This window comes from Micromonospora coerulea, assembly GCF_016598485.1.
Taxonomy (GTDB): domain Bacteria; phylum Actinomycetota; class Actinomycetes; order Mycobacteriales; family Micromonosporaceae; genus Micromonospora; species Micromonospora coerulea.
In genome coordinates this window covers 114,173-139,508 of the sequence record NZ_JAEMUW010000004.1, presented here as the reverse complement: position 1 = coordinate 139,508, position 25,336 = coordinate 114,173, and the positions used below count along the sequence as shown (strand labels likewise).

At 69.3% G+C, this 25,336-nt stretch carries 30 protein-coding genes and 1 pseudogene; 2 read left to right on the top strand and 29 right to left on the bottom strand.

Going from position 1 to position 25,336, the window contains the following annotated elements:
- Positions 1 to 17: 17 nt before the first annotated feature.
- The 19 genes and pseudogenes from I8N68_RS07285 to I8N68_RS07195 all read right to left on the bottom strand — a co-directional run bounded on the left by I8N68_RS07285 (position 18) and on the right by I8N68_RS07195 (position 12,893).
- Positions 18 to 218 carry a hypothetical protein gene (locus I8N68_RS07285; RefSeq protein WP_200209081.1) on the bottom strand — a complete coding sequence of 67 codons (201 nt, stop codon included), beginning with the start codon at positions 216 to 218 and terminating at the stop codon, positions 18 to 20.
- Between the two features lie 30 nt (positions 219 to 248).
- Positions 249 to 929, bottom strand: a complete 681-nt coding sequence (locus I8N68_RS07280) for a hypothetical protein (protein ID WP_200209080.1) — start codon at positions 927 to 929, stop codon at positions 249 to 251.
- On the bottom strand, positions 929 to 1,720 hold the full coding sequence (locus tag I8N68_RS07275; protein ID WP_200209079.1) for a hypothetical protein: 792 nt from the start codon (positions 1,718 to 1,720) through the stop codon (positions 929 to 931). The genes I8N68_RS07280 and I8N68_RS07275 overlap by 1 nt, the downstream gene beginning before the upstream one ends.
- Positions 1,717 to 2,094, bottom strand: coding sequence for a hypothetical protein (locus tag I8N68_RS07270; protein WP_200209078.1), 378 nt, complete (start codon positions 2,092 to 2,094; stop codon positions 1,717 to 1,719). Before I8N68_RS07270 ends, I8N68_RS07275 begins: the two co-directional genes overlap by 4 nt.
- Positions 2,084 to 2,542 (bottom strand): hypothetical protein, encoded by a 459-nt coding sequence (locus I8N68_RS07265; protein WP_200209077.1) that lies wholly within the window; start codon positions 2,540 to 2,542, stop codon positions 2,084 to 2,086. The genes I8N68_RS07270 and I8N68_RS07265 overlap by 11 nt, the downstream gene beginning before the upstream one ends.
- Complete coding sequence (locus I8N68_RS07260) at positions 2,539 to 3,267, bottom strand: toprim domain-containing protein (RefSeq protein WP_234038937.1); 729 nt, start codon at positions 3,265 to 3,267, stop codon at positions 2,539 to 2,541. The genes I8N68_RS07265 and I8N68_RS07260 overlap by 4 nt, the downstream gene beginning before the upstream one ends.
- Before the next feature lie 28 nt (positions 3,268 to 3,295).
- A pseudogene (locus I8N68_RS34190) lies at positions 3,296 to 3,439 on the bottom strand (CHC2 zinc finger domain-containing protein); the annotation flags it as partial.
- 131 nt (positions 3,440 to 3,570) lie between these two features.
- Complete coding sequence (locus I8N68_RS34185; RefSeq protein ID WP_372433684.1) at positions 3,571 to 4,095, bottom strand: endonuclease domain-containing protein; 525 nt, start codon at positions 4,093 to 4,095, stop codon at positions 3,571 to 3,573.
- Positions 4,007 to 4,804, bottom strand: a complete 798-nt coding sequence (locus I8N68_RS07245) for an AAA family ATPase (protein ID WP_200209073.1) — start codon at positions 4,802 to 4,804, stop codon at positions 4,007 to 4,009. Before I8N68_RS07245 ends, I8N68_RS34185 begins: the two co-directional genes overlap by 89 nt.
- On the bottom strand, positions 4,804 to 5,028 hold the full coding sequence (locus I8N68_RS07240; protein ID WP_200209072.1) for a hypothetical protein: 225 nt from the start codon (positions 5,026 to 5,028) through the stop codon (positions 4,804 to 4,806). The genes I8N68_RS07245 and I8N68_RS07240 overlap by 1 nt, the downstream gene beginning before the upstream one ends.
- A gap of 100 nt (positions 5,029 to 5,128) precedes the next feature.
- Positions 5,129 to 5,566, bottom strand: a complete 438-nt coding sequence (locus tag I8N68_RS07235; protein ID WP_200209071.1) for a D29-gp49 family protein — start codon at positions 5,564 to 5,566, stop codon at positions 5,129 to 5,131.
- A 21-nt stretch (positions 5,567 to 5,587) separates the two neighbouring features.
- On the bottom strand, positions 5,588 to 6,337 hold the full coding sequence (locus I8N68_RS07230; RefSeq protein ID WP_200209070.1) for a hypothetical protein: 750 nt from the start codon (positions 6,335 to 6,337) through the stop codon (positions 5,588 to 5,590).
- A gap of 2 nt (positions 6,338 to 6,339) precedes the next feature.
- A complete protein-coding gene (locus tag I8N68_RS07225; protein ID WP_200209069.1) occupies positions 6,340 to 7,128 on the bottom strand; it encodes a RecB family exonuclease in 789 nt (262 codons plus the stop codon).
- Positions 7,129 to 7,236: 108 nt separating this feature from the next.
- Complete coding sequence (locus I8N68_RS07220; protein ID WP_200209068.1) at positions 7,237 to 7,587, bottom strand: hypothetical protein; 351 nt, start codon at positions 7,585 to 7,587, stop codon at positions 7,237 to 7,239.
- A gap of 156 nt (positions 7,588 to 7,743) precedes the next feature.
- Entirely contained in the window at positions 7,744 to 8,169 is a 426-nt protein-coding gene (locus tag I8N68_RS07215; RefSeq protein ID WP_200209067.1) for a WhiB family transcriptional regulator, read from the bottom strand.
- 209 nt (positions 8,170 to 8,378) lie between these two features.
- Positions 8,379 to 8,792, bottom strand: coding sequence for a helix-turn-helix domain-containing protein (locus I8N68_RS07210; protein WP_200209066.1), 414 nt, complete (start codon positions 8,790 to 8,792; stop codon positions 8,379 to 8,381).
- 282 nt (positions 8,793 to 9,074) lie between these two features.
- On the bottom strand, positions 9,075 to 10,970 hold the full coding sequence (locus I8N68_RS07205; protein ID WP_200209065.1) for a recombinase family protein: 1,896 nt from the start codon (positions 10,968 to 10,970) through the stop codon (positions 9,075 to 9,077).
- A complete protein-coding gene (locus I8N68_RS07200) occupies positions 10,897 to 11,313 on the bottom strand; it encodes a uracil-DNA glycosylase family protein (RefSeq protein ID WP_234038935.1) in 417 nt (138 codons plus the stop codon). Before I8N68_RS07200 ends, I8N68_RS07205 begins: the two co-directional genes overlap by 74 nt.
- 239 nt (positions 11,314 to 11,552) lie before the next feature.
- Complete coding sequence (locus I8N68_RS07195) at positions 11,553 to 12,893, bottom strand: aminotransferase class I/II-fold pyridoxal phosphate-dependent enzyme (protein WP_200209064.1); 1,341 nt, start codon at positions 12,891 to 12,893, stop codon at positions 11,553 to 11,555.
- Positions 12,894 to 12,931: 38 nt separating this feature from the next.
- Here I8N68_RS07195 and I8N68_RS07190 point away from each other — a divergent pair, with 38 nt between their 5' ends.
- Both I8N68_RS07190 and leuE read left to right on the top strand, forming a co-directional pair.
- Positions 12,932 to 14,176 (top strand): bifunctional pyridoxamine 5'-phosphate oxidase family protein/GNAT family N-acetyltransferase, encoded by a 1,245-nt coding sequence (locus tag I8N68_RS07190; RefSeq protein WP_200209063.1) that lies wholly within the window; start codon positions 12,932 to 12,934, stop codon positions 14,174 to 14,176.
- Positions 14,173 to 14,841, top strand: a complete 669-nt coding sequence (gene leuE / locus I8N68_RS07185) for a leucine efflux protein LeuE (RefSeq protein WP_200209062.1) — start codon at positions 14,173 to 14,175, stop codon at positions 14,839 to 14,841. Before I8N68_RS07190 ends, leuE begins: the two co-directional genes overlap by 4 nt.
- A gap of 76 nt (positions 14,842 to 14,917) precedes the next feature.
- Here the strand turns inward: leuE and I8N68_RS07180 are convergent, their stop codons facing one another.
- The 10 genes from I8N68_RS07180 to I8N68_RS07135 form a co-directional block, all read right to left on the bottom strand.
- Complete coding sequence (locus I8N68_RS07180) at positions 14,918 to 15,838, bottom strand: sporulation protein (RefSeq protein WP_200209302.1); 921 nt, start codon at positions 15,836 to 15,838, stop codon at positions 14,918 to 14,920.
- 199 nt (positions 15,839 to 16,037) lie between these two features.
- Entirely contained in the window at positions 16,038 to 17,102 is a 1,065-nt protein-coding gene (locus I8N68_RS07175) for a hemolysin family protein (RefSeq protein WP_200209061.1), read from the bottom strand.
- A complete protein-coding gene (locus tag I8N68_RS07170; RefSeq protein ID WP_200209060.1) occupies positions 17,099 to 18,454 on the bottom strand; it encodes a hemolysin family protein in 1,356 nt (451 codons plus the stop codon). Before I8N68_RS07170 ends, I8N68_RS07175 begins: the two co-directional genes overlap by 4 nt.
- Positions 18,455 to 18,615: 161 nt before the next feature.
- The gene (gene mnhG / locus I8N68_RS07165; RefSeq protein WP_200209059.1) at positions 18,616 to 18,948 is read right to left on the bottom strand and encodes a monovalent cation/H(+) antiporter subunit G; all 333 of its coding nucleotides are present in this window, start codon (positions 18,946 to 18,948) and stop codon (positions 18,616 to 18,618) included.
- Complete coding sequence (locus I8N68_RS07160; protein WP_200209058.1) at positions 18,945 to 19,208, bottom strand: MrpF/PhaF family protein; 264 nt, start codon at positions 19,206 to 19,208, stop codon at positions 18,945 to 18,947. The genes mnhG and I8N68_RS07160 overlap by 4 nt, the downstream gene beginning before the upstream one ends.
- Entirely contained in the window at positions 19,205 to 19,828 is a 624-nt protein-coding gene (locus I8N68_RS07155; protein ID WP_200209057.1) for a Na+/H+ antiporter subunit E, read from the bottom strand. Before I8N68_RS07155 ends, I8N68_RS07160 begins: the two co-directional genes overlap by 4 nt.
- Positions 19,825 to 21,333 carry a Na+/H+ antiporter subunit D gene (locus I8N68_RS07150; protein ID WP_307812669.1) on the bottom strand — a complete coding sequence of 503 codons (1,509 nt, stop codon included), beginning with the start codon at positions 21,331 to 21,333 and terminating at the stop codon, positions 19,825 to 19,827. The genes I8N68_RS07155 and I8N68_RS07150 overlap by 4 nt, the downstream gene beginning before the upstream one ends.
- A complete protein-coding gene (locus tag I8N68_RS07145) occupies positions 21,330 to 21,806 on the bottom strand; it encodes a Na(+)/H(+) antiporter subunit C (protein ID WP_307812668.1) in 477 nt (158 codons plus the stop codon). Before I8N68_RS07145 ends, I8N68_RS07150 begins: the two co-directional genes overlap by 4 nt.
- On the bottom strand, positions 21,803 to 24,637 hold the full coding sequence (locus I8N68_RS07140; RefSeq protein ID WP_200209056.1) for a Na+/H+ antiporter subunit A: 2,835 nt from the start codon (positions 24,635 to 24,637) through the stop codon (positions 21,803 to 21,805). Before I8N68_RS07140 ends, I8N68_RS07145 begins: the two co-directional genes overlap by 4 nt.
- Before the next feature lie 198 nt (positions 24,638 to 24,835).
- Complete coding sequence (locus I8N68_RS07135) at positions 24,836 to 25,222, bottom strand: hypothetical protein (protein ID WP_200209055.1); 387 nt, start codon at positions 25,220 to 25,222, stop codon at positions 24,836 to 24,838.
- Between the last annotated feature and the right edge of the window lie 114 nt (positions 25,223 to 25,336).

The window sequence follows — 25,336 nt, the reverse complement described above, 5'->3', positions numbered from 1 at the left end:
GCTCGGGATGGGGGCTGTTAGCTGAACAGCCGGAACAGCAGGTAAACCCCGATAAAGCTGATTGCCAGGGTGAGCAGGAACGGCGTTCCGAAGAGGGCGGTAACGATTACCGCCACGGCCAGGGAAAGACTGACCATCAGGACAACCACAAGCGCAATTGCCACCATGGCGAAACGCATCACGCGGTTAGGGTCGATACCGTTAAAGTCAAACTGCATGAGTGAACCTCCAAAGGTTACAGACTAAACTTACTTGCCAGAGGAAATGGCGACACCAGCCGCCGCGTTACTGATTGCCTGGCGGGCCCCGGGGCCCTGGTGGGCGCTGGTTCGGCGAGTCCGGCTGACGTTCATAGCGAAAGTCAGCTCCCGTGTGGCTTCCGTGTACGCCTCCCGGGCACTCTTGCTGTTCTTCCGGCCCACAACCTCAGCGATCAGGTCCCAATCAACGCCCCCGTCATCCGTGGGGCGGGCGGTGACATGCCGGGCCATGATTACGGCGTACTGATGGTCCTTGAGTCCCGACCATGCCCCCTTGATGTCAAGGGCGGTGTCAATGGCTTCCGTGGTCTGGAACTCGGCCACGCTGTCCTCATTGAGCGGGCCCTTGACCCAATCTTCCTGGGCAAAGAAATACGGGAGGAACAGCCGCACGTACTCCGGGTCATAAAAGTAAGCGTCAGTTTCCGCCAGGGACCGGACCCGTTCCTTGCGCATGTGCGTCTTAACGGCTTGCTGCAAGATGTGGTAGACCATGCCCTTGTTCTCGGCAAGCGTCACATCAAGGAACTGTCGGCGGACGTATGCCGCCTCAATGGCAAGGCTCTTAACCTCGTCCTTTTCCCACTTGTAGAGGAAGGCATAGGTAGTGGCGATGTCTTCCGAAATCTCAAGAATTCGATTGGCGAAAACCTCGTCATTGTCGGCCATTACCGCTCCCCCCTCCAACGCTGACCATCCACCATGAATGAATAGTCAGACTGAACCATTACGATTTCCGGGTACACCCGCGCCTTTTTCTTGTTCCCACGCTCAACCCGGAGGATTCCGAAAGCGTGGTGCCAGGCGTTCTTGCCACCCTTTAGGTAGGTGGCCTGCCGCTGGTCCATGGCGTGCCCAACCTCCATGCCCATAACCTCCACGCTCTGGTGGTTGGAGGTCAGGGGGCCGGCAACCAGCCCGGCCCGGTGGGTGTGACCACAGACAACAGACTTGCCAAGCTGCTTGGCTTGCAATAGCGCGGTGTTGCCAGGGATGGACGACAGGGAACCCCAATCCCCGTGAGTCAGCAACCAGCCCGGGGCAAGCTCGTAGTAGTCCCGGTGGTAGTCGATCCCGAACCCGTCATAGTCAAGGGCGTTCTCAATGCTCAAGACGTGCCCCTTGACGGTCAGCCCGGCCAGCTCCGGGAGGTAACGCTCAATGGCGTTCTCTAGCCGGTCATCATGGTTGGCCCGGCTGAGGTGAAAGGGCCCGTCATAGCCCTTCCGGATGTAGGCCAGCCAATCCCGGGTGGCCTGGAAGCCACCTTCCAGCCCTCCGGAGAACTGGCCCCGGAGTCCCCGCACCCACCGACCCAACTCCGAGGAATCCGTCAGGTCCCCGACGTGGGCCACGGCGTCAGGCTGGTAGTCCCAAATGAATTCGGCCAGCTTGCGGGTAAAGATCGGGTCATGTAGCGGAAACTGAGTATCGGGAAGGATGACGATTCGTTCAGTCATTCGGCTTCATCCTCCATGTCTGCAAGGGTCACGCGGCCGGCGTACAGGTACAGGTCAAAATCGCTGGTGTAGTCCTGGTCCCGGAGCATCAGGAAGCGAAAACCCGTGGCGTACGTGACATCCGGGGAAGTAGCCAGGGTGTCAATCAGTCCAGCAATTACCGCCTTGATGTCGTCCGGGTCGGCTTCCTTTGGACGCTTACCGTCAATGGCTAGCTGCCAACCCTGCTCAACAAAGAGGGCGGCAAGCTTCCGAACCGGGATAGCCATTTCAACCCCGGAAACCTCCACGGCCGGCATGTATTCCGGCTCATCCGTAATCTCAACCGCGTACGTGTCGTCAGCAGACGGCCGGCGGAACCAGTTACGCAGCATCAGCAATCCCCTTCCGCTTAAGGGCGTCAGCAACCCGGGCAAGCCGGATGTCAAGCATTGCCGCGTACACGGCCAGGTCTTGCGCTTCCTCTCGGGCCCACTCGACCAGCTCCCCGGGCGTCATCCGCTCGAATCGCTGCCCCTCCGGGGTGGCGTACTGGTCAGCCCCGGTGCCCTTGATTCGGCCCTGAGCCAGCTTCACGAACGCCCCCACGTACTCCGCCAGGGCGTCAGGCGTCATGCCCTCAGGGACCACGGGAGGGAGGTTGTAGCCGGGCACTAGCGCCAGCTCATCGGAGGCGTACGGGTGGGAGAACCCGCGCACGCTCACGTCATACGGCCAGGCGTCTTCCTCCGGGTCGTACCCGGTGATAAGCCCAACGTCCCCGGTCCGGTGGGTGCCACCCGTGTTCCGACCCCTGATGATTACCCGGTCACCTACGTTCACGGCTTCCCCCCAATCTTTGCGGCCAGGGCCTCCGGGCCCTCAGCGATCACAAACGAATTCACGTCATGTCCGGGAGGCATCAGCACTACCCGGGAGTTGGAAACTTGGGCGGCAATCTTGTCCCCGAAAGCCGCACCCTGGCCCTTGTCGTCGTTGTCGCAGAGGATGTAAACGGCCTCATAACCCTTGAAGCACCGTGCCCACCAGCTAGACCAGCCGTTAACCCCGGGAACCGCTACGGCCGGCAATCCGGCCTGGTGGGCGGCCATGGCGTCAAACTCGCCCTCAGTGATGCACACGAACGATTCCCGGCGGTCCAGGTCCCGGGTGTTGAACATGCGGTGCATGTCCCCCGGCATGCTCATGTACTTAGGGCCCGCAATCGGCAACCATTCGGATTGCTCCGGGAACTGTTCGTCAATCTCAGCGTCCAGCTCCGGGAGGTGGCCCGTGTAAACGGTGTCTAGCAACGGGTCCGTCTCCGGCTGGTGGTCCGGGTTCCGCTCCGGGATGGCCCGGAACCGGAGGGAGACAACACCCGAGCGGGTGACGTAGGGAATGCACAGCTTCCCCGCGTATTTCTCATGCCCCGTTAAGGGGCTTTCGACGTACCCGAGCCTGAAATACTGAACGTTGGCCCCGGACAGGGCCCGACTCCTCAAATACTCCACGGCGTTTTCTGCCGTCTTGAGACTCTGGTAATACGTCTCCGAAGCTTCGTCCATAAAGGTCCTGGACGAAACGCTTGGCACTAGGGAAGTCATTAGCATCCCCCTTCCACATGACTAGTCCGTATGCGTCTTCATTGATTCCACAGCTAAAGCACTTGAAGCGGCCAATAACCGTGTTCACGGACGCTGACGGGTTCCGGTCGTATTCCTGGAAAGGGCACCGCATCCTCCGCCATCCGCCACCGGAGGGCACGGAATTTGCCCCGTAGTGCTCAAGGATTCGATCAATCGGCGGTTTCTCTTCGCTCATTCCGTGCCCCCCTCCCTTACGTTCCTAACCTTATCATCACCCAACAGCTAAGCGGCCCGCTTGCGGCGGGGCCGCCGTTTCTTGGGTGGCCTGCCAGGTGCGATCACAACCCGCCCGAGGGCGGACGTAGCCGGCGGAGCGTGGAGATAGTCCGCTAGGGCTTGGGCCCGCTCAGCACTCTTGAGGCGGCCTACCAGCCGGGTATTGCAGTACGGGCACAGGATGCCTCGCACTGGCCCGGCCTGGCCCTTAGCGTGTTCGTGGTCCAGGTGAAAGGTTTCTTCCGTGCCGTCCGCTTTGGTCCGCGGTGGCCTTTTACAGATTGCGCACTGTTCCCCCTGGTGTAGCCAAATGGCCTGCCACTCCATCAGGGTTACCCCGTATGTCTTGGCAATCCAGTCAGCCCGGCCCTGCACCTTGCGGCACGCTTCCCCGTCGTACTTTCGTTGGCTCCCGGTCAGCTCCCCACCACACACCACGCACTCACGCACTGGCACCCGCCGGAAGGTCGGCCAGCCGCATACAGGAAGGGTCGTAGTCCAGCGGGATAAACCAGTTAGCGGCGGCAGCATTCTTGCCGGTCCGGTTCTTCACCGGGCAGACAAAGAGCCGGTTACTTTCCTGGTTGCGGAACAGGGTAAGGATCATCTCCGGCACCTTGGAAATCTTGCCCCGGAGTCCCGACAGGGGCACGGGCTTAATGCCGTCGTCGTACTCACCCGTTACGTGGTGGAGCGCGATAATGGCAGCCCCGGTTTCCCGGCCCAATTCGTGGAGGTAGTCACAAGACGCCTCCAACGCCTGGTAGCCCTCCCCCTCACTTTCAAGGTTGGAGATGTTGTCAATGACGATGAAGTGCGGCCATTCCCCGTACGTCATGGCGTACGCCTTGAGGTCAGCCTCTAGCGAATCCAGCTCAATACGGCCGGCGAAATCCATCCGCACATCAGACTTGCTCTCAAGCAAGGCGTCTACCTGAGCGGTGTTGCCGTGCATAACGGCATGCTCAATGTCGGACGTACTCCACCCGGTGAACATGGCTCCGGCCCGTAGGTACATGGTGAAGGCGTCTGTATCGGCGGAGGCGTAATACCCCGGGCAACCAGCCCGGAGAGCGTTAGTCAGGGCCATCACAGACTTACCGACACCCGGAGCGGCAGCAATCAAGGTGAGCTGTCCCCGCCGGAAATGGATTCCCTCAGCGGCCAGGCTCTTAAAGACGGTGGGCAGAGGTTCACCAGCGGAACCCCGGGAAAGCTTGGCACGGGTCAGGGTCAGCATTAGGCGGCTACCCACACGGTAGCCATGCCGCCCCGGCCCGAGGGCCGGTAAACCCCGGAGCGTCGAACCTTCCCCCGCTTCATCAGGGCATTACGGGTGGCGTTGACGCTGGAAAGGTAGGCGTCTAAACGGCCGGCAATCTCAAAGTCAGTCAGCCCCTCCGGGGTGTTCTTGAGGGTGGCAAGCACCCGCTCCGCCAGGGACTCATTTACCGGGTACGTCACGGGGCAGCTCCATTCTCAGGGAGGGGGCCCGCCGGTCATCGTTGCCGGCGGACCCAAAGAATCCAGACCAAACCTTGCCCTCAAAAAAAAAGGAGAGAGGTCACTTAATCCACTGCGGCGGGCACTGGCCCGGGTCACCCTTCCGGGCGGGGCACATCCACGCCTGCCACGCACCCCGGGCGCTCTGGCCCGTCTTGTACGTCTTCACGCCGTGGGGGCAGCTCGGGGCGGTCATACCCGGAGGGGCACCAGCCGGAGCGGCGGCAGGGGCCGCCTGAGCCGGCGGAGCGTAGCCCGTAGCCGGCACGGTGGAGGGGTGGGCAACCGGGGTTGCGTCAAGCCCCTTGGCGAGATTCCAGGCGGCCTTAAAGGCGGTGTCAGCGTTGCCGATGATGGCGAACAGGCCGGTAGCCTCCACGCTTCCCACCTTGTCCGCCAGGCCGGCGGCCGTAGCGTCCTTGATTGCCAGTAGCGGGGAGTCGTAACCGGCGTGCGGCTTGAAGCTCAGCACGAAATCGTCACGGGTCGGGTCAATCAAAGTAGGTACCTCCATTGGTTGTTAGGCAGCTTCCACGATTACGGCGGCGTCCCGTAGCGTCTTGGCCTGCTGTCGCCTGACGGTCGCCTCAGCGCCCTTGGCGGAAGCCTCAGCCTCAAGGGCCTTGGCCTCATCCTCAAGCTTCCGGGCCCGGAGTCGGAGCGTTTCACCCGGCTTCGCAGCGGTCGTACTAACCTTACCTTCCGCCAACACGCCGGCGTATCCGAGGTTTTCCGCCCACACGCTCACCCGGTCCCCCTGGTGGTCGAATAGGACGCGCACAATGTCACTGTTGCCCTGGTCAATCTTGACGGTGCCGAACATGCCCTCAAGGGCAGGGAAGCTCCCCCGCTTGGCCCGGTGGATCACCCGGTCACCCTCGCGGAATCGCTTAGCCTCAGTGGTCCGCTCAAGGTTGTCCGTGTAGCAGAGGGAAGCCACCCCGTCATGGTCGAACCGCACCCGCACCAGCCCGTTATGGACTAGCGGAGTGACAACGACGGTGCCAGTCTTCCCCTCAAGGTTCGTGCGCTGAGCACCCCGCTTGCGGCGGAACACCACCCGGTCATCCTTGGTGAACCATTCCTTTTCCAGATTCTCCGGAAAGTGCCCCTGGTCGTGGTCCTGTCCATCCCACTGCACCCGGACGGAATCGGGGCCAGTGACGGCAACCACCTTGCCAAGCTTGCCAACCATGAGCGGATTGTTGTACTCCGCACTCTTGGCCGTGTACCGCACACGGTCATTCACCTTGAAGCTGTAAGCCAGCACGTTTAAACCTCCTTGGGGATGGGTGGGTATTCGTCGGCACGGGAGCCAACGGCGGAACAGAAATCCGAGACGCCACACGTACGGCAACCGTCCCCCGGGTTGGGCAGGAAGACTCCCGCCTTTACTCCGTTGTCCAGGTCGTGAAACCACCGGGTGACCCTCTCCCGTGTAAACGTGGTGAGGTCGTACGGCTTTTCCGGCCGGTTGTTCTTAGCCATGTAGTAGTCACCCCACATGGGCAGGAAGCCGTACAGGTCTTCAATTGCCAGCCGGTATACGCCTAGCTGCACCAGCCAATCGGGCAGCTTGCTTCCGGTCTTGAGGTCACGGGGCCCAACCTGGCCCGTGGGCCATTCCCAGAGCTGGTCAATGAAGCCCACAACCTCCACGCCGTCCAGGTCTAGCCGGAATTCAACTTCAAGGGCCGGTAGACCGTCCTTATCTCGCCACACGCGGCCGGAATCGGCTAGCGCATAGTCCATGTACCCCTGGACCTGCTCAGCCCCTCTGACGCGCCTACGGGCTATGTCATCCTCGGCCTTCACCCGGCCCCCGGTCATCCACCGGGCTAGGTTCGGCTCACGCTCCATGTCGGCAGCAACCAGCCGGTCAAACTCGGTTTCGTACAGGTCCAGCATGTCCCCGGGGAAATCCTGCCGGTAGTTCCGCTCCCAAGCCTCCGCCACGGTGTGGAACGCCGTTCCCTGGTGGAACCAGGCAGCCGGGCGGCCAGGGGCCCGAGCCACTTTCTCTAGCCGGTACTGCTCTCCGCACTTGCTGAACGTGGACAACTGACTAACGCTCCGGTGCTTTACCGTCACGCCTCACCCCCTCTAGCTATACAGACCAAACCTTCCCCCCAATAATAGGGGGCCCCAACAGGGCCCCCGGGCCGGCGTTCAGTTGTAGGTGTTGGACCGTTCCCAGTGCAGAGAGCGGGTCACCGCGTAGCCGCTGGCGTTCCAGCCCCACGGCTCAACGTGAACGATGTTAGCCCGGCTGACTAGCGCGATACAGGCGGCAAAGTCGTCCGCCTCACACGCCCCGGAGAAAAGCACCTCATAGCCAGTCCCGGTGTAGAAGTGGAACCGGACCACAGAGATAACCTCCGGGTGGTCTAGCAAAACGTCCATGTCCCGGACGTGGGCCGTGTGCCCCTCGTCCAGCAACAGGAAAGGTTGAGCCAGGGCCTCCGGGCTGACTCGGAGCATGATTCCGGTATCACTCGCGCTGCTGGCAACGGCGGTCATTGGTGCTTCCCCTTTTTTGTACCCGGGAGTTTCATCCTCCACCCCGAACCGGGGGGTGAATGGGGATCACCGGGCAGGCCATGATCTTAAGGTTCACTTAAACAAGATCACTAGCTGACACTCTGTGACAGATCCCACGTATTTGCAGGTAGAGGGCTAGTTGGTCCGCGCCTGAGCGGCCCAATACCGGACGGTGTTGCGGTTGACGCCCAACGTGTCCGCTACCTCTTTGGAAGTCTTGCCAGCGGTCAGCAGGGCAAGGGCCTTGTCCCGGGGCGACTGGTCGCCCATCTCCCGGGCGGCCTCAGTCTCCGTCATCCGGCCGGCAATGATCCGCTTGTCCACCCGGGCCCCGTCGTACTGCTTGCCCATCACCAGGTACTTGTACCGCGCCGGGTCGGCGGCCTTCCGGTCATCCCCGGACAGCCCCCCGAACACCCCGTACTCATGCCGCCAACCCTCAGCCTGGCAAGCGTTGAAGCGGGACAGGGGGCAGTCAAGGCACCCGTCCTTAGCGGCTTCCACGTCGGCGGGGCTGTCGCTGAAAAACAGGTCGGGGTTGGTGTCACAAGCGGCAGTCATTTCGGGGTGCCTCCAAGATTCCAGACCAAACGTTGAGGGGCAAGGGAGAGGGGCGGTGACTTTCCCGGATGTGCCGTCCGGTTGGCCGTGCCCCTCTGCCTTACGTTCCAAACCTTACACGTCCCCAACAGGGCGCGTCCAGGGGCCCGTAACACCCTGACCAGCAGAAAGGGCCCCCGTGGGGGCCCCTCTGCCTTGCTGTCCGGTTCTTAGGTGCGAACCTCCGCCCCTTCCTCAACCCGGATGAGGGAATCACCGTCCTCGGGCCGGCGGCGGCTGTAGTAGAACCCGCCAACCTTGCTGGCGTAGTTCGGGGGCTGGTCCGGGCTGTAGGACACCACAACGTCAGCCTCTTTGACCTCCCGGAGCCACTTGTCCAGCATCCGTTGCTTCACGGGGGGCAGCACCTCCCCCTTTTCGATCCGGCCCAACAGCCGGAGCATCTGAGCAGGGAATGCGAAAGTGTGCTCACGCTTCACGCGCCACGGGATTAGGTGCTTATAGCCAGGCGTCTTGCGGGTCGCGTTAGCCTTCCGGAGACGCATGTAAACGGCTTGCTCGCTAACCCCGTACTCGGCGGCAATCTGCGCGTACGTCCAGCCTTGCCGGCGGTAGTCGGTCAAGACTTCATTCTCGGGGAGCAGTCGGGGAGCAGGCATGCTCTGTTCCTTCCGGGCGGTGGTTAGGTCTGTTGGGCGCTTGTCATGGTTGAGTGTGCCCTGTTGTCCGGATCTTGTAAACCCGATACCAACCTTAACTTGCGCACGCTGCAACTTCCAACCGAACGGGGGATGCTCCGGGTGGCATGGACCACTTCCGGCCCGTGTAAACGCCCCACACGGTAACGAAGATGCATAGGGCCCCCACCACCCCGGAGGGTGGCAGGGGCCCAAGGTCCAGCCGGCTTAGAACAGGGTTAGCACGTCGTACCTGAGCGGGATACCCCGGCCTCCGGCCCGCTTGCGGAGGTCAGTCGGCAGGTACACGGCCACCTGTACCCCGTCCTCAAGGATCAGCTCAACGGCAGCGTCCCCGTACCGCTCCGGGCGCTGGAACAGCCCGAGGGAGACGCCAGCCCCGGTGTCGGTTCGCCTCTGGCCCGGTCGGGGGCTGCCGACCATCACGCGGCGGGCCTCCACCCGTACGCCGGATTCCATCAACAGCCGGCGGCGGTCCTGGCGGTCCGAGACTTCCCAGAGCTGCCGGTACGTCTTCCCCGTCTCCCGGAAGTCCACCCGTTCCTCAAGGTCGGGCATGGCGGCCAGCTCCGCCACCTTTACCTCAAGGGCGGAAATCTGCCCCCGGTAGATAGCCTGCACAGCCTCCGGCTTGCCAATGGTCCGCTCCGTCAGGTCGATTAGGGCGGCGGTAGCGGCCTCCAACTCTTCCTTGTGAGACTCCCGGGCAACCGGAACCTCAATCAACACCTGTTCATCCCCGATGTGGTGCATGAGGATTTTCTCCGCCAGGGCTTCAACCGCGTCCGAAACCATGGCCTTAGCCGGGCAGCGTTCTTCCTTGGTCTGCCGCTTGAGCTGTCCCCACGCACTCCGGCAGTTGTAATACGCATACGTGTAGGGGTTGGCGTAGGTCTTGGCTTGGGCCCGGAAATTGAGCTTTTCCCCGCAGAGGGCACAGAATCCAATGTCCAGCATCAGGGACGCTCCGGTGGTTCTATTGCTGGCACCACCGTTCCCCTCGTGGCTTCCCCCGGCTTCCTTGATGACGGCTTGCAACCGGGCCCAATCCTCCCGACTCATCACCGGGTCAGCCCGCTTAACGGGCATACCGTCCGGGCCAAGAACGGGCTTGCCGGCAAGGGTCGTCTCACCCAACAGCACCCGATCCGAAAGCATGTCCCGGATGGTCTTACCGTTCCACAGAATCGGCAGGGTCAACCGCTGACCCTCGGTTACGTGGTCCCCAACCTCCACGGCCCATTGAGCGTGGACAGGGAACAGGCGAACCCTCACCGGGTCCCCCTCCGCCTCCGGGCGGATGGTCAAGCCCTTCCCGATACCTTCAAGCTCCCCGATTTCCTCCACCCGCCCCATGATGGGGGCGGTACAGGTACGCCCCAAATTCTCGTGGCGGTAGTCCCGGGGCGACGGGTAGCCCTGCTGGTTCAGGTAGTCAGCAATGGAAGCCTTGGAGTCCCCCCGTAGGGCCCGCTTCAAGATTTCTTCAAGGATGGGCATGGTTTCGGGGTTGTCGGCCAGCTTCCAGCCCACCCCGTGACGAACGGGGATCAGGTGGTACGGGTACATGCCCCCGCCCCATCGGCCAGACTGCCGCATGTACGCCTTGGTTTCCTTGATGCGTTCCGTGATGGCTTGAGCTTCCATCTGGGCGGCAAACGCAAGGATCGTCACGATGAGGTGGGGGATCGGGTCCAGGGGTCCGGCCCGCATGTCTAGCTTCATGGCCCCGCCACCGGGGCCGCTGACGAACACCAACAGCTTTCGATGCGTGGTGGCCCACTGGGCGAGGGTGTGAAGGTCAGCCATGGACCGTACGGCCCGGTCCAGCCGGGACCACATGATGCCGTCAAACTCGTTTACACGGTCCGACCGGAGCCACGCCCCGAGGGCGGGACGCTCAAACGGGCTAAGTTTGATGGCGGACACGTCCAGGTCTTTAGCCCACCCGATCACCTCCCCCCGGATGTCGGGGAGGGCGGCCCCGGTCAAGATGGCGGCCTCTTGACGGTCCGGGCTGGTGGTGGGGTCAGCGTCTCCCCGGTGGCGGGATAGACGGATGGCACCTAGTAGTCGTAAAGCTCCGCTGACAGGAGAGGTCATGGGCGGAGACAGTAGCGTATCTACATCCCCGGAACAACGCGACGGCGTTGGTCAGATAGATGTGACCAGGGTCGATGCCCGCGTCGTCGACCGCCTTGCGGAGCAGCCGCCCGGCCGGCCCGACGAAGGGCAGCCCCTTCTGGTCCTCCAGGTCGCCGGGCTGCTCGCCGACGAAGACCACCCGGGCGCTCTCGTCGCCCCGGCCGAAGACGGTCTGCGAGGCGTTCCGGTAGAGCTGGCAGCCCTGGCAGCCGGCCGCCGCGGCGCGCAGTTCGTCGATGGTGTCGGCCTGCGGCGGGATGAACTCCTGGGCACCCGGGGCGGGCTCGGTCTGCTCGGCCATGTCGACTTTATATACCGGTTTCGTGGCCGACGCCGGGTGCGGCCGGCCGGACGGCACGTTTCCGACCGTCAGTAACCGCCACCGCCGCCGTCGCGCGTCGCCAGCACGATCGCGATGATCGCGATGATCACCACCACCGCGACGGCGATCAAGATTCGCGTCCTGGACCTGTTCGAGGCCATGGTCGACCACCTCCGGGCCCGGGATTCCCGCGCGGGCGGCGAACATGCGTCCGGCCGTCAGGCGGTGAACCCGCCCGGCGTGGCGGGGCGCGCCGCGCGGGCCACGGCGGCCGCCAGCGGCTCGATGTCGGCCTCGTCGAGCGGGCTGACGGTGATCCGGACACCGGGGGCGGCGGCGATCCGGTTCAGCGCGCCGGGGGCGACCGACCAGCCGGCGTCGCGCAGCGCGGTGACCACCATGGTCTCGTCCGCCACCGGCACCCAGATGTTGATCCCCGTCCGCCCCTGGGCGGCCAGGCCGTGGGCGGCCAGCGCGTCCACCAGCCCGTCCCGCCGTCGCTCGTAGCTCTCCCCCGCCCAGCGGACCAGGTCGGCGGTGGCCGGGTCGCGCCAGAGCGCCAGCACCAGGCATTGCAGCACGGTGGAGACCCAGCCGGCGCCGACCCGGGCCCGGCCGGCCACCCGGGCCACCGTCGCCTCGTCCCCGGCGAGCACCGCCAGCCGCAGGTCCGGACCGTAGGGCTTGCTCACCGACCGGACGAAGGCCCAGGCGGCGGTCGCCCCGGCGAGCGGATGCAGCGGTACGCGGGCCAGCTCGGCGGCGTGGTCGTCCTCGATCAGCAGCAGGTCGGACCGGCCGGTGAGCAGCGTCCGCAGCTCCTCGGCGCGGTCGGCCGACACGGCGGCGCCGGTCGGGTTCTGGGCGCGGCTGGTGACGATCAGCGCGCGGGCCCCGGCCGCGAGGGCCGCCCGAACGCCCGGGACCGTGGGGCCGTCGTCGTCCACCGGTACCCCGATGGCGCGCAGCCCGAGCGCGGCCACCAGGTCGAGCAGGTTGGCCCAGCCGGGGTCCTCGACCGCCACGGCGTCGCCGGGGCGGAGGTGAGCGGCGAGCAGGCGCTCGATGCCGTCGAGCGCGCCGCCGGTGACGGTGATCTCGGCGGCCGGCACGCCGTCGGCGGCGAGCCGCTCCCGGGCGGCGTCGGCCAGCTCGGGGACGACGGCGCTGACCGCGTACCCGGTGGGCGCACCGATCTCGGCGGCGAGCCCGGCCAGGTGCGGACCGAGCGGCGGGAGCAGCCGGGGGTCGGGCTGCCCGGCGGAGAGGTCACGGGCGCCGGGCAGCGGTGGCGGCAGCAGGCCGGCCCGGCGCGCGGCGACCGGCGGCCGCGGGCGGACCCGGGTGCCGTGCCGCCCGGCGGTCACCACCAGGCCGCGCTGCCGCAGCTCCTGGTACGCCTTCGCGACGGTGGCCGGGCTGACCGCCAGCTCGGCGGCGAGGGCCCGGACGGCGGGCAGGGCGTCGCCCGGCGCGAGCGTTCCGCCCCGAATGCCGGCCTCCACGCTTGCCGAAATGGCGGCCGACGACGACCCACCGATCTGATAATGTGCTGCCACAGTTTGATGATTGTACTAGAACAAAGGTGGGATGTCGCATGTACCCCCGCACCGACCGGACCACCGCCACCCGCACCCGGGACCGGATGAGCTACGACGAGCCCGCCGCGCACGCCGTGCTGGACGAGGCGTACCACTGCACGCTCGGATTCGTGGTGGACGGCGAGCCGCGCGTGCTCCCCACCCTGCACGTCCGCGTCGGCGACACGCTCTACCTGCACGGCTCCACCGGCAGCCGGCCGCTGCTCGCCGCCCGGGGCGAAGCCGGCCTGCCGGTCTGCGTCGCGGTGACCCTGCTCGACGCGCTGATCTACGGCCGCTCCCAGTTCCACCACAGCGCCAACTACCGCTCGCTGGTCGCCCACGGCACCGCCCACCTGGTCACCGACGAACGGGAGAAGGTGGCCGCGCTCACCGCGCTCGTCGAGAAGGCCGCCGGACGCAGCGCGGACAGCCGCCCACCGAGCCGCCGGGAACTGGCCGAGACGGCCGTGCTGGCGCTGCCGCTGCGCGAGGTGTCGGTCCGCGCCCGCACCGGCGGTGTCAACGACGACCCGGCCGACCTCGACCTGCCGTACTGGGCCGGGGTGCTGCCGCTGCGGCTCACCCCCGGGGTGCCCGAGCCGGCCGCCGGGGTGACCGCGCCGGTGCCGGCGTACCTGCGGCCGGCCCGCTCGCCCTGGCTGGAGCCGGCGGTGCTGCGCGGCGAGCACGTGCTGCTGGAGCCGCTGGACCTGGCGCACGCCGAGGAGCTGTACGTCGCCCTCGACGACCCCGAGGTCTGGCGGTACGTCGGCAGCCCCCGCCCCACCGACGTGGCCGGCATGGCCGATTACATCCGGGTCGCGCTCGCCGATCACCAGCGGGGCGTACGGGTGCCGTGGGTGCAGCGCTGCGCCGCCACCGGGGCGGTGGTCGGCACCACCTCCTACTACCAGCCGGACGAGGACCTGCGGTCGATGGAGATCGGCTTCACCCAGCTCGGCCGGGCCTGGTGGCGCACCGGGATCAACACCGAGGCGAAGCTGCTGCTGCTCACCCGCGCCTTCGAGGAGCTGGACGCCGTCCGGGTCACCTGGCAGACCAGCACCCTCAACGAGCGCTCGCAGCGCGCCATCGAGCGGCTCGGCGCCACCCGGGAGGGCACCCTGCGGTCCAACCGCCGCCGGTCCGACGGCACCTGGCGGGAGTCGGCGCTCTACTCCATGCTCGCCGACGAGTGGCCGAACGCACAGGCCAGGCTCCGGGAAAGGCTTCGCCCGGCGGCGCCCGTGGCGTCATGATGACCGGCGTGCTGGGCATCACCGACATCTGGACGTACCTGCTGGGGACCGTGGCGATCATCCTGCTGCCCGGGCCGAACTCGCTCTTCGTGCTCTCCACCGCCGCGCGGCGCGGGGTGGGGGCGGGCTACCGGGCCGCGGGCGGGGTGTTCGTCGGCGACTCGGTGCTGATGATCCTCTCCGCCGCCGGGGTGGCGTCGCTGCTCCAGGCGTACCCCCCGCTCTTCCTCGTGATCAAGTACGCCGGCGCGGCGTACCTCGGTTATGTGGGGTTGATGATGCTGCGCGGGGCCTGGCGGCGCTGGCGCGACCGCAACGACCCGGCCACGCCACGGCTGATCGACGCGGCCGAGCCGGCGGCGGTGCGCAGCCCGTTCCGCAAGGCGCTGGTGATCAGCCTGCTCAACCCGAAGGCGATCCTGTTCTTCATCTCGTTCTTCATCCAGTTCGTCGAGCCCGGGTACGCCTGGCCGGCGCTGTCGTTCCTGCTACTCGGCCTGATCGCCCAGGTCACCAGCGCGCTCTACCTGACCGCGCTGATCTTCGCCGGCACCTTCCTCGCCGCCCAGTTCCACCGCCGCCGCCCGCTCGCGGTCGGCGGGACCACGGCGGTCGCCGCCCTCTTCCTCGGCTTCAGCATCAAGCTCGCCACCGCCTCCGTCTGACCCGGAGCCGTCGTTCGTCGCACAACGGGCACCACAACTTTGTGATCGGCGCGGGAGGGCGGCGCGCGGGGCGAGGTCAGGTGCCGTCGCTACCGCCGCCGCCGATGCCGCCACTGCCGGCCGTGCCGCCCAGGCCGTAGCCGGGGGCCACCGGCTCGTCGGGGTGGCGGCTGACATGGGCGGACTCGCGGATCGTCGCGGACCAGTCGGCGTGGGAGGCTGCCGCCGCGTGCCGGTTGATGGCGTGCCGCAGCCACCCGTCGACGGTGGCCACCCAGTCGCGCCGCTCCTGGCCCGCGTGCCACACCCGGAACCGGCTGATGCTCTGGTGGGTCACCCCGGCCAAGGACAGCCGGCGGTCCATCCAGAGCAGCACCTCCACCCCCGCCGCGTTGGTCACCAGGATCACCTCCAACTCGGTGATCGGCCCGGCGTACAGCGGCGCCACCCAGTAGCCCAGCCGCTGGTACACCGGCAGGGTCTGCTCCACCCCCGGCAGCCGGCCCTGCTGGAGGCCCGCCTGCCGCATCACGAAGCCCAGGGTTTCCAGCGCGGCGAGGATGTGCTGCTGGGTCGGGAGCGGATGGACGAAGACCGGCACCATCGCGCCCTGGTCCAGGTCCGGGTCCACCGACACCTCGGTCCGCAGACCGGTACGCAGACCCATCAGCGGCACCCCGCCGAAGATCGTCACCGGGGTCTCCCAGGGCAGCGGCAGCGCGAAGTCCACCGCCCGGCGCCGCCCGGCCGGCACCACGAACCGGCCGGCGACCGGCACCTGGTGGTACTGCACCAGGCGCGGCGAACTCGGCTCCTCCGGTTCCGCCTGGGCGACCAGGCCCAGCCGGATGTGCCGTACCGGCACGTCCTCGCCGGCGGCGGCGAGCGTCACCCGACCGGGCAGGCGCAGGCCGGGACGGGTGCTCGGACTGGTCAGGGTGGTGCTCACCGACAGCCCGGTCCAGGCCGACTCCGCCGACACCCCGGTCAGCCGCACCGCGTCCCCCGATCCCCGTCGCCGGGCCCTCGCCGCCGACTCCGGCGGCATTCCCGGTCCCCGGCCCGGCACTCCTGACCTCGACACCGACGACCGGGCCCGCCACCCGTCCATCCGGCAGCCGGGCGCGGCGGGCCCGGTGGAGACGGACCGGCCGCCGGGTCGGGGGACCCGGCGGCCGATCGGACGTACGGCAGCGTCAGCGCAGACGACGGCCCCTGGGCACCGGGTCGGTCTCGTCGTCGAACTCCCCGATGACCTCCTCCAGCAGGTCCTCGAGGGCCACGAAGCCGATCGGACGGGTCGGGCCGCCGCCGTTGCTGACCAGCGCCAGTTGGGCCTGCCGGCCCCGCATCGCCGCCACCGCCTCGGTGACCGAGGCCTCCCCGGGCACGGTGAAGGCCGGGCTCATCAGCTCACCGGCGGTCGCCGGCCGGCCGGTGGTGACCGCCCGGACCGCCTCCCGGACGTGCACCAGGCCGCAGACCTCGCCCCCGGCGTCGAGCACGGCCAGCCGGGATCGGCCGCTGTCCCGGGAGACGTGCTCGATCCGCTCGGCGGTGTCATCCCGGCGGACCGTGACGATCCGGTCGAACGGCTCCATCACCTGCGCCACCGTGGTGCCCTGCAGCTCCAGCATGCTGGTCAGCAGCTGGTGCTGCTCCGCGCCGAGCAGGCCGCGCTCGCGGGACTGCTGCAGCAGGATGCGCAGCTCGTCCGGGCCGTGCACCTGGGCGAGCTGGTCCTGCTGCTGCACCCCGAGCAGCCGCAGGATCAGGTTGGCCAGCGCGTTCAGCGCGGAGAGCACCGGACGGGCGACCCGGGCGAACGCCCGGAAGGGCAGCGCCAGCAGCGTCGCGGAGCGCTCCGCGTCGGTGATCGCCCACGACTTCGGGGCCAACTCGCCGACCACCAGGTGCAGGAACGTCACCAGGCCGAGGGCGAAGAGCAGCGCCACCAGGTGGCTGACCGCGTCGGGCAGGCCCACCGCGTGCAGCGGCGGGCTGAGCAGGTGCTCGATGGCCGGTTCGGCCAGGGCACCCAGCCCCAGGGTGCACAGCGTGATGCCGAGCTGCGCGCCGGCCAGCATCAGCGACAGCTCGCGGACGCCGTCCAGCGCCGCCCGGGCGGCCCGACCGCCGCCGGGTGCCGCCTGCTCCAGTCGGTAGCGCTTGGACGCCACCAGGGCGAACTCGGCGGCGACGAAGAAGCCGTTCAGCGCCAGGAGGATCGCGGAGAAGAAGAGCGCGAAGCCCGGGCTCATGCCGCCTCCTCCCGACCCTCGACCCCGGCCATCCGGAGCCGGACCGAGTCGGCGACGTGCCGGTCCACGGCCAGCACCTCGACCAGGGCGCGCGGCTCGACGTCGGGCTCCTCGCCGTCGGCAGCGAGGCTGATCTCCAACCGGTCGCCGACCTCGGGCACCCGGCCCAGCTCCCGCATGACCAGCCCGGAAATGGTGTCGTACTCGGGGGCCTCAGGCAGTGAGATGCCGGTGCTGTCGGCGACCTCGTCGATCCGCCAGCGGGCCGGCACCACCCAGGAGCCGTCGTCCTGCCGGGCCGGGGCCCGCTCCGGCGGGTCGTCCTCGTCGCGGATCGGCCCGACCAGCTCCTCCGCGATGTCCTCCAGGGTGATCACGCCGGCGAAGCCGCCGTACTCGTCGACCACGCAGGCGAGCTGCCGGTGGCCGACCCGGAGCCGGTCCAGCACCGTCGGCAGCGGCAGCGTCTCCGGCACCAGCAGCGGCGGTACGGCCACGGCGCCGACCCGGGTGGTCGCCCGCCGCGCCGGCGGCACGCCGAGCACGTCGGCGATGCCGACCACGCCCACCAGGTCGTCGACGCCCTCCGCGCCGCGGACCGGGAAGCGGGAGTGGCCGGTGTCGAGCAGTTCGACGACCCGGCTGACCGGCTCGTCGGCGCGCACGGTGTGCACGTCGACCCGGGGCACCATGGCCTCCCCGGCGGTCAGCTCGCGGAAGTCCAGGCCCCGGTCGAGCAGGTCGGACATCTCGGCGTCGAGGCTGCCCTCCTCGCGGGACTCGGCGATGATCTGCTCCAGGTCCTCCGGGGTGGCGCCGCTGGGCAGTTCCTCGATCGGCTCGATGCCGATCCGGCGGAGCAGCCGGACGGCGGCCCGGTCGAAGAGGGTGATCACCGGGCCGGCGAGCTTCAGGTAGAGCAGGGTGGACCGGCTCAGCGCCCGCGCGATGGGTACGGCGCGGGCGATGGCCAGGTTCTTCGGGGCCAGCTCGCCGAGGACCATCTGCACCACGGTGGCGAGGATCAGGGCCAGCACCACCGAGAGCGGCAGGCTGACCCCGGTGGAGATCCCGGCGACGCCGAGCAGCTCGGCCAGCCCGGCGCCCAGGTACGGCTCGGCGACGTAACCGACCAGCAGGGCGGTCACGGTGATGCCGAGCTGGGCGCCGGAGAGCATGAACGACAGCCGGCCGGTCACTTCCAGGGCCCGGGCGGCGGACACGTCGCCGCCGTCGGCAAGCTGCTTGAGCTTGCCGCGGTCCACGGCGACGTAGCCGAACTCCTGGGCCACGAAGTAACCGGTGGCGGCGGTGAGCACGAAGATGAGTACGAGACCCACGACGATCAGCACGGGAGGTTCAGGGCTCCCGGGGTCGTCGGGGCGAGCGGATGCCGGGCACGACCCGGCTGGCTACTGCTGCCCTCCTGGGCAGAGGAGTCGATCATGCCCCCATTTTATCGGGGCTGGCTGGACGCCCGCTGAAGGTGGCGCAGTTGTCCGGTTCTCCCCGCTCAGCGGTCGGCCAGCTCGTCGGTGTCGAGCAGCGCCCGGTCGACCCGGCCCGACCGGTACGCGGCCCGGCCGACCATCTGCGCGGCGACCGGCGCGGTGGCCAGCTGGAAGACCGCGACCAGCACGAGCATGCCGACGTCGGACGCCGTACGCAGCCGCAGCGCCACCCCGGCCAGCAGGAGCAGCACCCCGAGCACCTGCGGTTTGGTGGCGGCGTGCATCCGGTCCAGCACGTCGGGGAAGCGCAGCACGCCGATCCCGGCGGCCAGGCTGAGCAGCGCACCGGCGGTCAGGCAGGCCGCGCCGAGCCAGTCGGCCACCAGGCCCGTCACGCCTCTTCCCGAACGGCGAAGCGGACCATGGCCACCGAGCCGACGAAGCCGAGCAGGGAGAGCGCGACCAGCACGGGCAGGGTGCTGGCGTGCCGGTTGATCGCCGCCTCGGCACCGACCGCGCCGAGCATGACGGAGAGCAGCAGGTCGGCGCCGACGACCCGGTCCACCAGCGAGGGCCCCCGATAGATGCGGGCCAGGGCGAGCAGGGCGGTGACCGAGAACAGCACGGTCAGCACGACGGCGAGCAGCGCGGTCACGATTTCTTCCTCCGGTCGGCGGGTGGGGTGTGCAGTTGGCGTACCTCGGCGGCGGAGCCGATGGCGCGGACGACGCGCCGCTCGACGGTCAGCACCCGGTCGCGGCTCGCGGCCAGGTCGCCGGGCCCGCGCACGTCGAGCACGTGCACGTAGAGGACGCCCTGGTCCCGGTCCACGTCGAGGATGAGGGTGCCCGGGACCAGGGAGATCACCTCGGCGGTGAGGGCCAGGTTGAGGTCGGTGCGCACGCGCAGCGGCACCGCGATGATCGCGCCCCGCGGGCGGTAGCCGGGGCGGACCGCGACCGCGGCGACGCGGACGCTCGCGCTGATCAGCTCGGCGGCGAAGGTGGCCGCCAGCACGAGCAGCGCGCCGGGGCGGAGCCGGCCGCCGAAGGTGACCGGCGGCAGCGGGAAGAACAGCAGCACGGCGACGCCGACGACCAGCCCGCCGAGCAGGTTGCCCCAGGAGACGTCCCCCCACAGCAGCAGCCAGATGAGTACCAGCCAGCCGAGCGCGACCGCCTGGTCGCGGCGCCGGCCACCGCGCCCGACCGCCACCCGCCGCGGGCCGCCCGGACCGTCGCCGGCCGCCGGCCCGACGCCGGCACCGGGCGTCACGGCACGCCGCCCGGGAACACCGCCCGCACGTACGGGGTGCGGGCCCGCAGGTCGCTGGCGGCGTCCGCGGTCACCTGGAACAGCGGCCCGGCGGCCAGCGTCAGCGCCACGCCGAGCGCGACCAGGGCCGTGGTCGCGCCGGTCATCAGCGCCGGCAGCCGTACGGTCGGCTCGGCGGTGGCCAGCCGGGGCGCCCGCCAGAACGCGATGTTCCACACCCGGGAGGCGACGTACAGGGTGAGCAGGCTGGTCACCGCGCCCGCCGCGACGAGCACCCCGGGCAGCACGCCGCCGGCCGCCACGCCGGCCTGGAGCAGGCCCAGCTTGCCCAGGAAGCCGGAGAGGGGCGGGATGCCGGCGAGGTTCATCGCCGGGACGAAGAAGAGCACCGCGAGCAGCGGGGCGACCCGGGCCAGCCCGCCGAGGCGGCGCAGGTCGGTGCTGCCGGCCCGCTCCTCGACCAGGCCGGCGACCAGGAACAGGGTGGTCTGGATGGTGATGTGGTGCACCACGTAGAAGATCGCCCCGGAGAGGCCGGCGACGCTGCTGAGCGCCACTCCGAAGATCATGTAGCCGATGTGGCTGACCAGGGTGAAGGAGAACAGCCGCTTCATGTCGGACTGCGCCACCGCGCCGAGGATGCCGACCAGCATGGTGAGCCCGGCCACCACCAGCAGCAGCCGGTCCGCCTCGCCGCCGGGGAAGAGCAGCGTCTCGGTGCGGATGATCGCGTACACGCCGACCTTGGTGAGCAGGCCGGCGAAGACCGCGGTGACCGGGGCCGGCGCGGTGGGGTAGCTGTCCGGCAGCCAGGCGGAGACCGGGAAGACCGCCGCCTTGATGCCGAAGGCGAGCAGGAGCATCAGCTGCAGGCTCAGCCGTACGCCGTCGGGCAGGCCGTCCAGCCGCCCGGCGAGCTGGGCCATGTTGAGGGTGCCGGTGGCCGCGTACACCAGGCCCACCGCGGCCAGGAAGATCATCGAGGAGAGGATGCTGACCACCACGTACGTGGAGCCGGTCCGGATCCGGGTCTCGGTGCCGCCGAGGGTGATCAGCACGAAGCTCGCCGCCAGCAGGATCTCGAAGCCGACGAAGAGGTTGAACAGGTCTCCGGCCAGGAAGGCGTTGGTGACGCCGGCGGTCAGCACCAGGTAGGTGGGGTGGAAGATGCTGACCGGCGCGGTCTCGCCGATCTCGCCGCGCCCCTGGCCGATGGAGTAGAGCAGCACGCAGAGCGTCACCGCCGAGGAGACCACCAGCATCAGCGCGGCGAGCTGGTCGGCGACCAGCACGATGCCGACCGGGGCCGGCCAGCCACCGACCTGGACCACCACCGGCCCGTGCCGGTACGCCTGGACCAGCAGTGCCACCGCGACCGCGAGGGTGGTGGTGAGGCCGACCACGCTGACCGACCGTTGCAGCCCGGGCCGGTGGGCCAGGATCAGGGTGAGCGCGGCGCCGAGCAGCGGCAGCACCACCGGCAACGGCACCAGCGGGGGCGTCACCGCCGGTCTCCCCGGCGCAGCCGGCGCAGCGCGGGTCCGGGATCGACCTGCTCCGGGTCGTTGTCCGGGCCCTCGCCGCCGAGGTCCGCGGTGGGCACCTCGTTCCGCTCCGCGAGCCGGACGATCTGCCGGTCCTCCAGGTCGTCCTGCACCTCGTCGTCGCCGCTGAGATACCAGCTCCGGTACGCGACCGCGAGCACGAACGCGGTCAGCCCGAAGGTGATCACCACAGCGGTGAGCACCATCGCCTGAGGCAGCGCGTCGCTGGTCTGCCCGGCCGGCGCGAGCCCGACCAGGGGCGCGGCGCCGGACCGGCCGCCGAGCAGGATCAGCAGGTTCACCCCGTTGCCGAGCAGGATCACCCCGAGCAGGATCCGGGTCAGGCTCCGCTCCAGCAGCAGGGTGACGCCGGTGGCGACCAGCACCCCGACGGCGACCACCAGGACCAGGGTCGGTCCCGCCCCGCCTCTCACGTCCGCTCCCCCTCCCGCTCGACCGCCAGTCCCCCGTCCTGTCTGCCGCTGGCCTCGATGTGCCGGTCCACCTCGGCGCCGAGGCTGCGCAGGATGTCCAGCACCAGCCCGACCACGACCAGGTAGACGCCGATGTCGAAGAAGAGCGAGGTGACCAGGTAGAGGTGTCCGAGCAGGGGCAGCCAGAGGTCGACCTTGACGCTCTGCAGGACCGAGCCGGCGAACAGCAGACCGGCCACGCCGCTGCCGACCGAGACGGCCAGCCCGGTGCCGAGCACCGTCCCGGCCCCGACCGGGGCGGCCTCGGCCAGCTCGTACCGGCCGCCGGCCAGATAGCGCAGGGTGAGGGCCAGGCTGGCCACCAGGCCGCCGGCGAAGCCGCCACCGGGGGCGTTGTGCCCGGAGAAGAGCACGAACAGGGAGAGCAGCAGCACGGTGTGGAAGATCAGCCGGGTGACCACCTCGAAGACGATCGACCGGCGCCGCTCACGCAGAGTGCTTCCCCCGCGTAGCCAGACCGGCCGCCGGTCCCGGCGGGGCGCGGCCGGCACGGGACGGCGCGGTCGCGGCCCGGTGCGGGAGCGTTCGAAGATCAGGCTGGCCACCCCGGTCGCGGCCACCACCAGCACGGCGATCTCGCCCATGGTGTCCCAGGCCCGGATGTCGACCAGGGTCACGTTGACCACGTTGCGGCCGTAGCCCTGGGCGACCGCCAGCTCGGGGAAGGCGAGCGAGATCGACGGCGTCCGCCGGGCGCCGGCCGCGGCCAGGGCGAGACCGGCCAGCACCAGCCCGGCCGCCACCGCGATGCCCCGCCGCAGCCACCGGCTGCGGCGCAGCGGCCGGGCCGAGAAGCGATCCGGCAGCCGGCGCAGCACCAGCACGAAGACCGCGATGGTGGCCGTCTCCACCAGGAACTGGGTGAGCGCCAGGTCGGGCGCGCCGTAGAGGACGAACATCATCGCGGTGCCGTAGCCGGTCACCCCGACCAGCAGCATCGCGGTGAGCCGGCGGCGGGCACGGACCGCGAGCAGCGCGGCCACCGCGATCACGAGGCAGACCACCAACTGGGCGGGGGTGTCCCAGATGGCGATCTCCGCCTGCCAGGGGCGGGCGGCCAGCATCGCCGTGCCGGGCACCAGCACCAGCGCGAGCAGCACGGTGCCGAGGTACTGCGGCAGGGAGCCGCGCTGGGTGGCGCCGGTGACCTCGATGGCGACCCGGTCGAAGCGATGGGTGATCCACTCGTAGCCCTGGTTGCCGCCCACCGGAAAGCGGAGCCGGGCCAGCGCGGGGGCGAGCGGGCCGCGGGCCAGGTGCAGCGCGACGCCGCCGGCGATCGCGACCGCGGAGAGCCCGAGCGCCGGCGTCGGCCCGTGCCAGAGCGCGAGGTGCTCCTCCACCGGGCCGAAGAGCTCGGCGTACGGGTGGAGCAGCCCGCCCAGCCAACCGGCGGCGGGACCGGCGGCCAGCCCGACGGCGGCGAGCAGAGCCGGCGGCGCCAGCATCGCGGCGGGCGCGGGGGCGAGCTCGGTGGCCGGCTCACCCGGACGGGTGGCGAAGGCCCCCCAGAGGAACCGGATGCTGTACGCGACGGTGAGGGCGGTGCCGCCGACCAGTACGGCGAGCACCAGCGGCCGATCGGCGAAGGCGGCGAGGACGGCCTCCTTCGCGACGAAGCCCAGCAGCGGCGGCAGCCCGGCCATCGAGGCGGCGGCGAGCCCGGCCACCACCGCCAGCAGCGGCGCGGTACGCCCGACCCCGGACAGTTCCCGCAGGTCACGGGTGCCGGAGGTGTGGTCGAGGAGGCCGACGACGAGGAACAGCGCCGCCTTGAACAGCGCGTGCGCCAGCAGCATCGCGGTACCGGCCAGCGCCGCCTTCGGGGTGCCCGCGCCGATCACCACGGTGAGCAGGCCGAGCTGGCTGACCGTCCCGTACGCCAGCAGCAGCTTGAGGTCGGTCTGCCGCAGCGCCGCCCAGCCCCCGACGACCAGGGTGACCAGCCCGGCGACCACGGTGACCGGCCGCCACGGGCCGGCGATCGCGAGCACCGGGGCGAGCAGCCCGACCAGGTAGACCCCGGCCTTCACCATCGCCGCCGCGTGCAGGTACGCGCTGACCGGGGTGGGCGCGGCCATCGCCACCGACAGCCAGGCGCTGAACGGCACGACGGCGGACTTGGCCAGCGCCCCGGTGAGGATCAGCAGCACCGCCAGGGCGAGGTACCCGCCGCCGGGCAGCGGGGCGGCGGCGATGGCCGACCACCGGTAGCCGCCGGCGTGCCGGCCGAGCAGGAGGAAGCCGACCAGCATGGCCAGCCCGCCGAGGGTGGTCACGGTGAGCGCCTGGGCGGCCGCCCAGCGGCTGGAGCGCCGCTCCGTGCTGTGCCCGATGAGCAGGTAGGAGAAGACGGTGGTCAGCTCCCAGAAGACGTAGAGCAGCAACAGGTCGTCGGCGACCACCAGGCCGAGCATGGCCCCGGCGAAGGCGACCAGCACGGCCGCGAACCGGGCCAGCCCCACCGAGCCGTGGTGGAAGTAGCGGGCGGAGTAGACCAGCACCAGCGCGCCGACGCCCCCGACCAGCAGCACCATCAGCCAGGACAGGGTGGTGACCCGCAGTGCCAGGTCGAGGCGGGGCTGGGCGATCCAGGGGTACGTCTCGACCACGGCGCCGCCGTCGCGGACCGCCGGGGTGTGCACGACGGCCCAGCCGACCGCGGCGGCCGGCGCCAGGGCGAGCGGGTAGCAGGCGCGCGGACCCCACCAGCGGACCAGCAGCGGCGCGAGCAGGGCCGCCACCAGGTGCAGGATCAGCAGTACGAGCACGCGCGCTCCATCTAGACGGGAACCGCACGCCGGGACGGGCACGCTCCGGCCACGACCGATCAGACGTCAGATCGCCGGCACAGGGGCGGTTTTGCGGAAACCCGCCCCGGCGGGACCGGCTCCGGTCAGCGGACCGGCGGGCCGGGCGGATCAGCGGCCCGCCGAGGGGGATGAGCGGCGGTCGCCGCCCGGCGGGGATCAGCGCCCGATGCTGTCGCCGGCGGAGAGCGCCGGGGCCCGGGACGGCCGCTCCCGGCGGGTCTCCACCAACAGGTCGGGGCGGCCGAGCTGGCGGACGGCCTTGTTGACCACCCGCTGCGCGGCGGCCAGCGAGCGCACCGAGAGCAGCCGGCCGCGGCTCTCCCGGCGCAGGACGAAGTAGTGCACGGCGGCGCGGACCAGCCCCCGGTCGGCGGCGCTGGAGTGTGCGGTGGCGATGACCAGCTCCCGCAGGCAGCCGGCGAGCTGCTCGGCGAGCTCCAGCTCCGGGCCGTGCAGGCCGGCGCGGAGAGCGGCGAGGTGGCTGTCGACCTTACGGATGAGCACGTCGGTCCCGGGCCCGGAGCCTCGCCCCTCGACGGTCATCCAGAGCCCTCCACCCCACGCTGCGTTGTGAGTGAAGTTACTTTATGTTGCGCCGTACAAGCAAGCAGTTAGATGAGACTTAACACGTTCATCACCGCATCCGGCGCGTAAGAG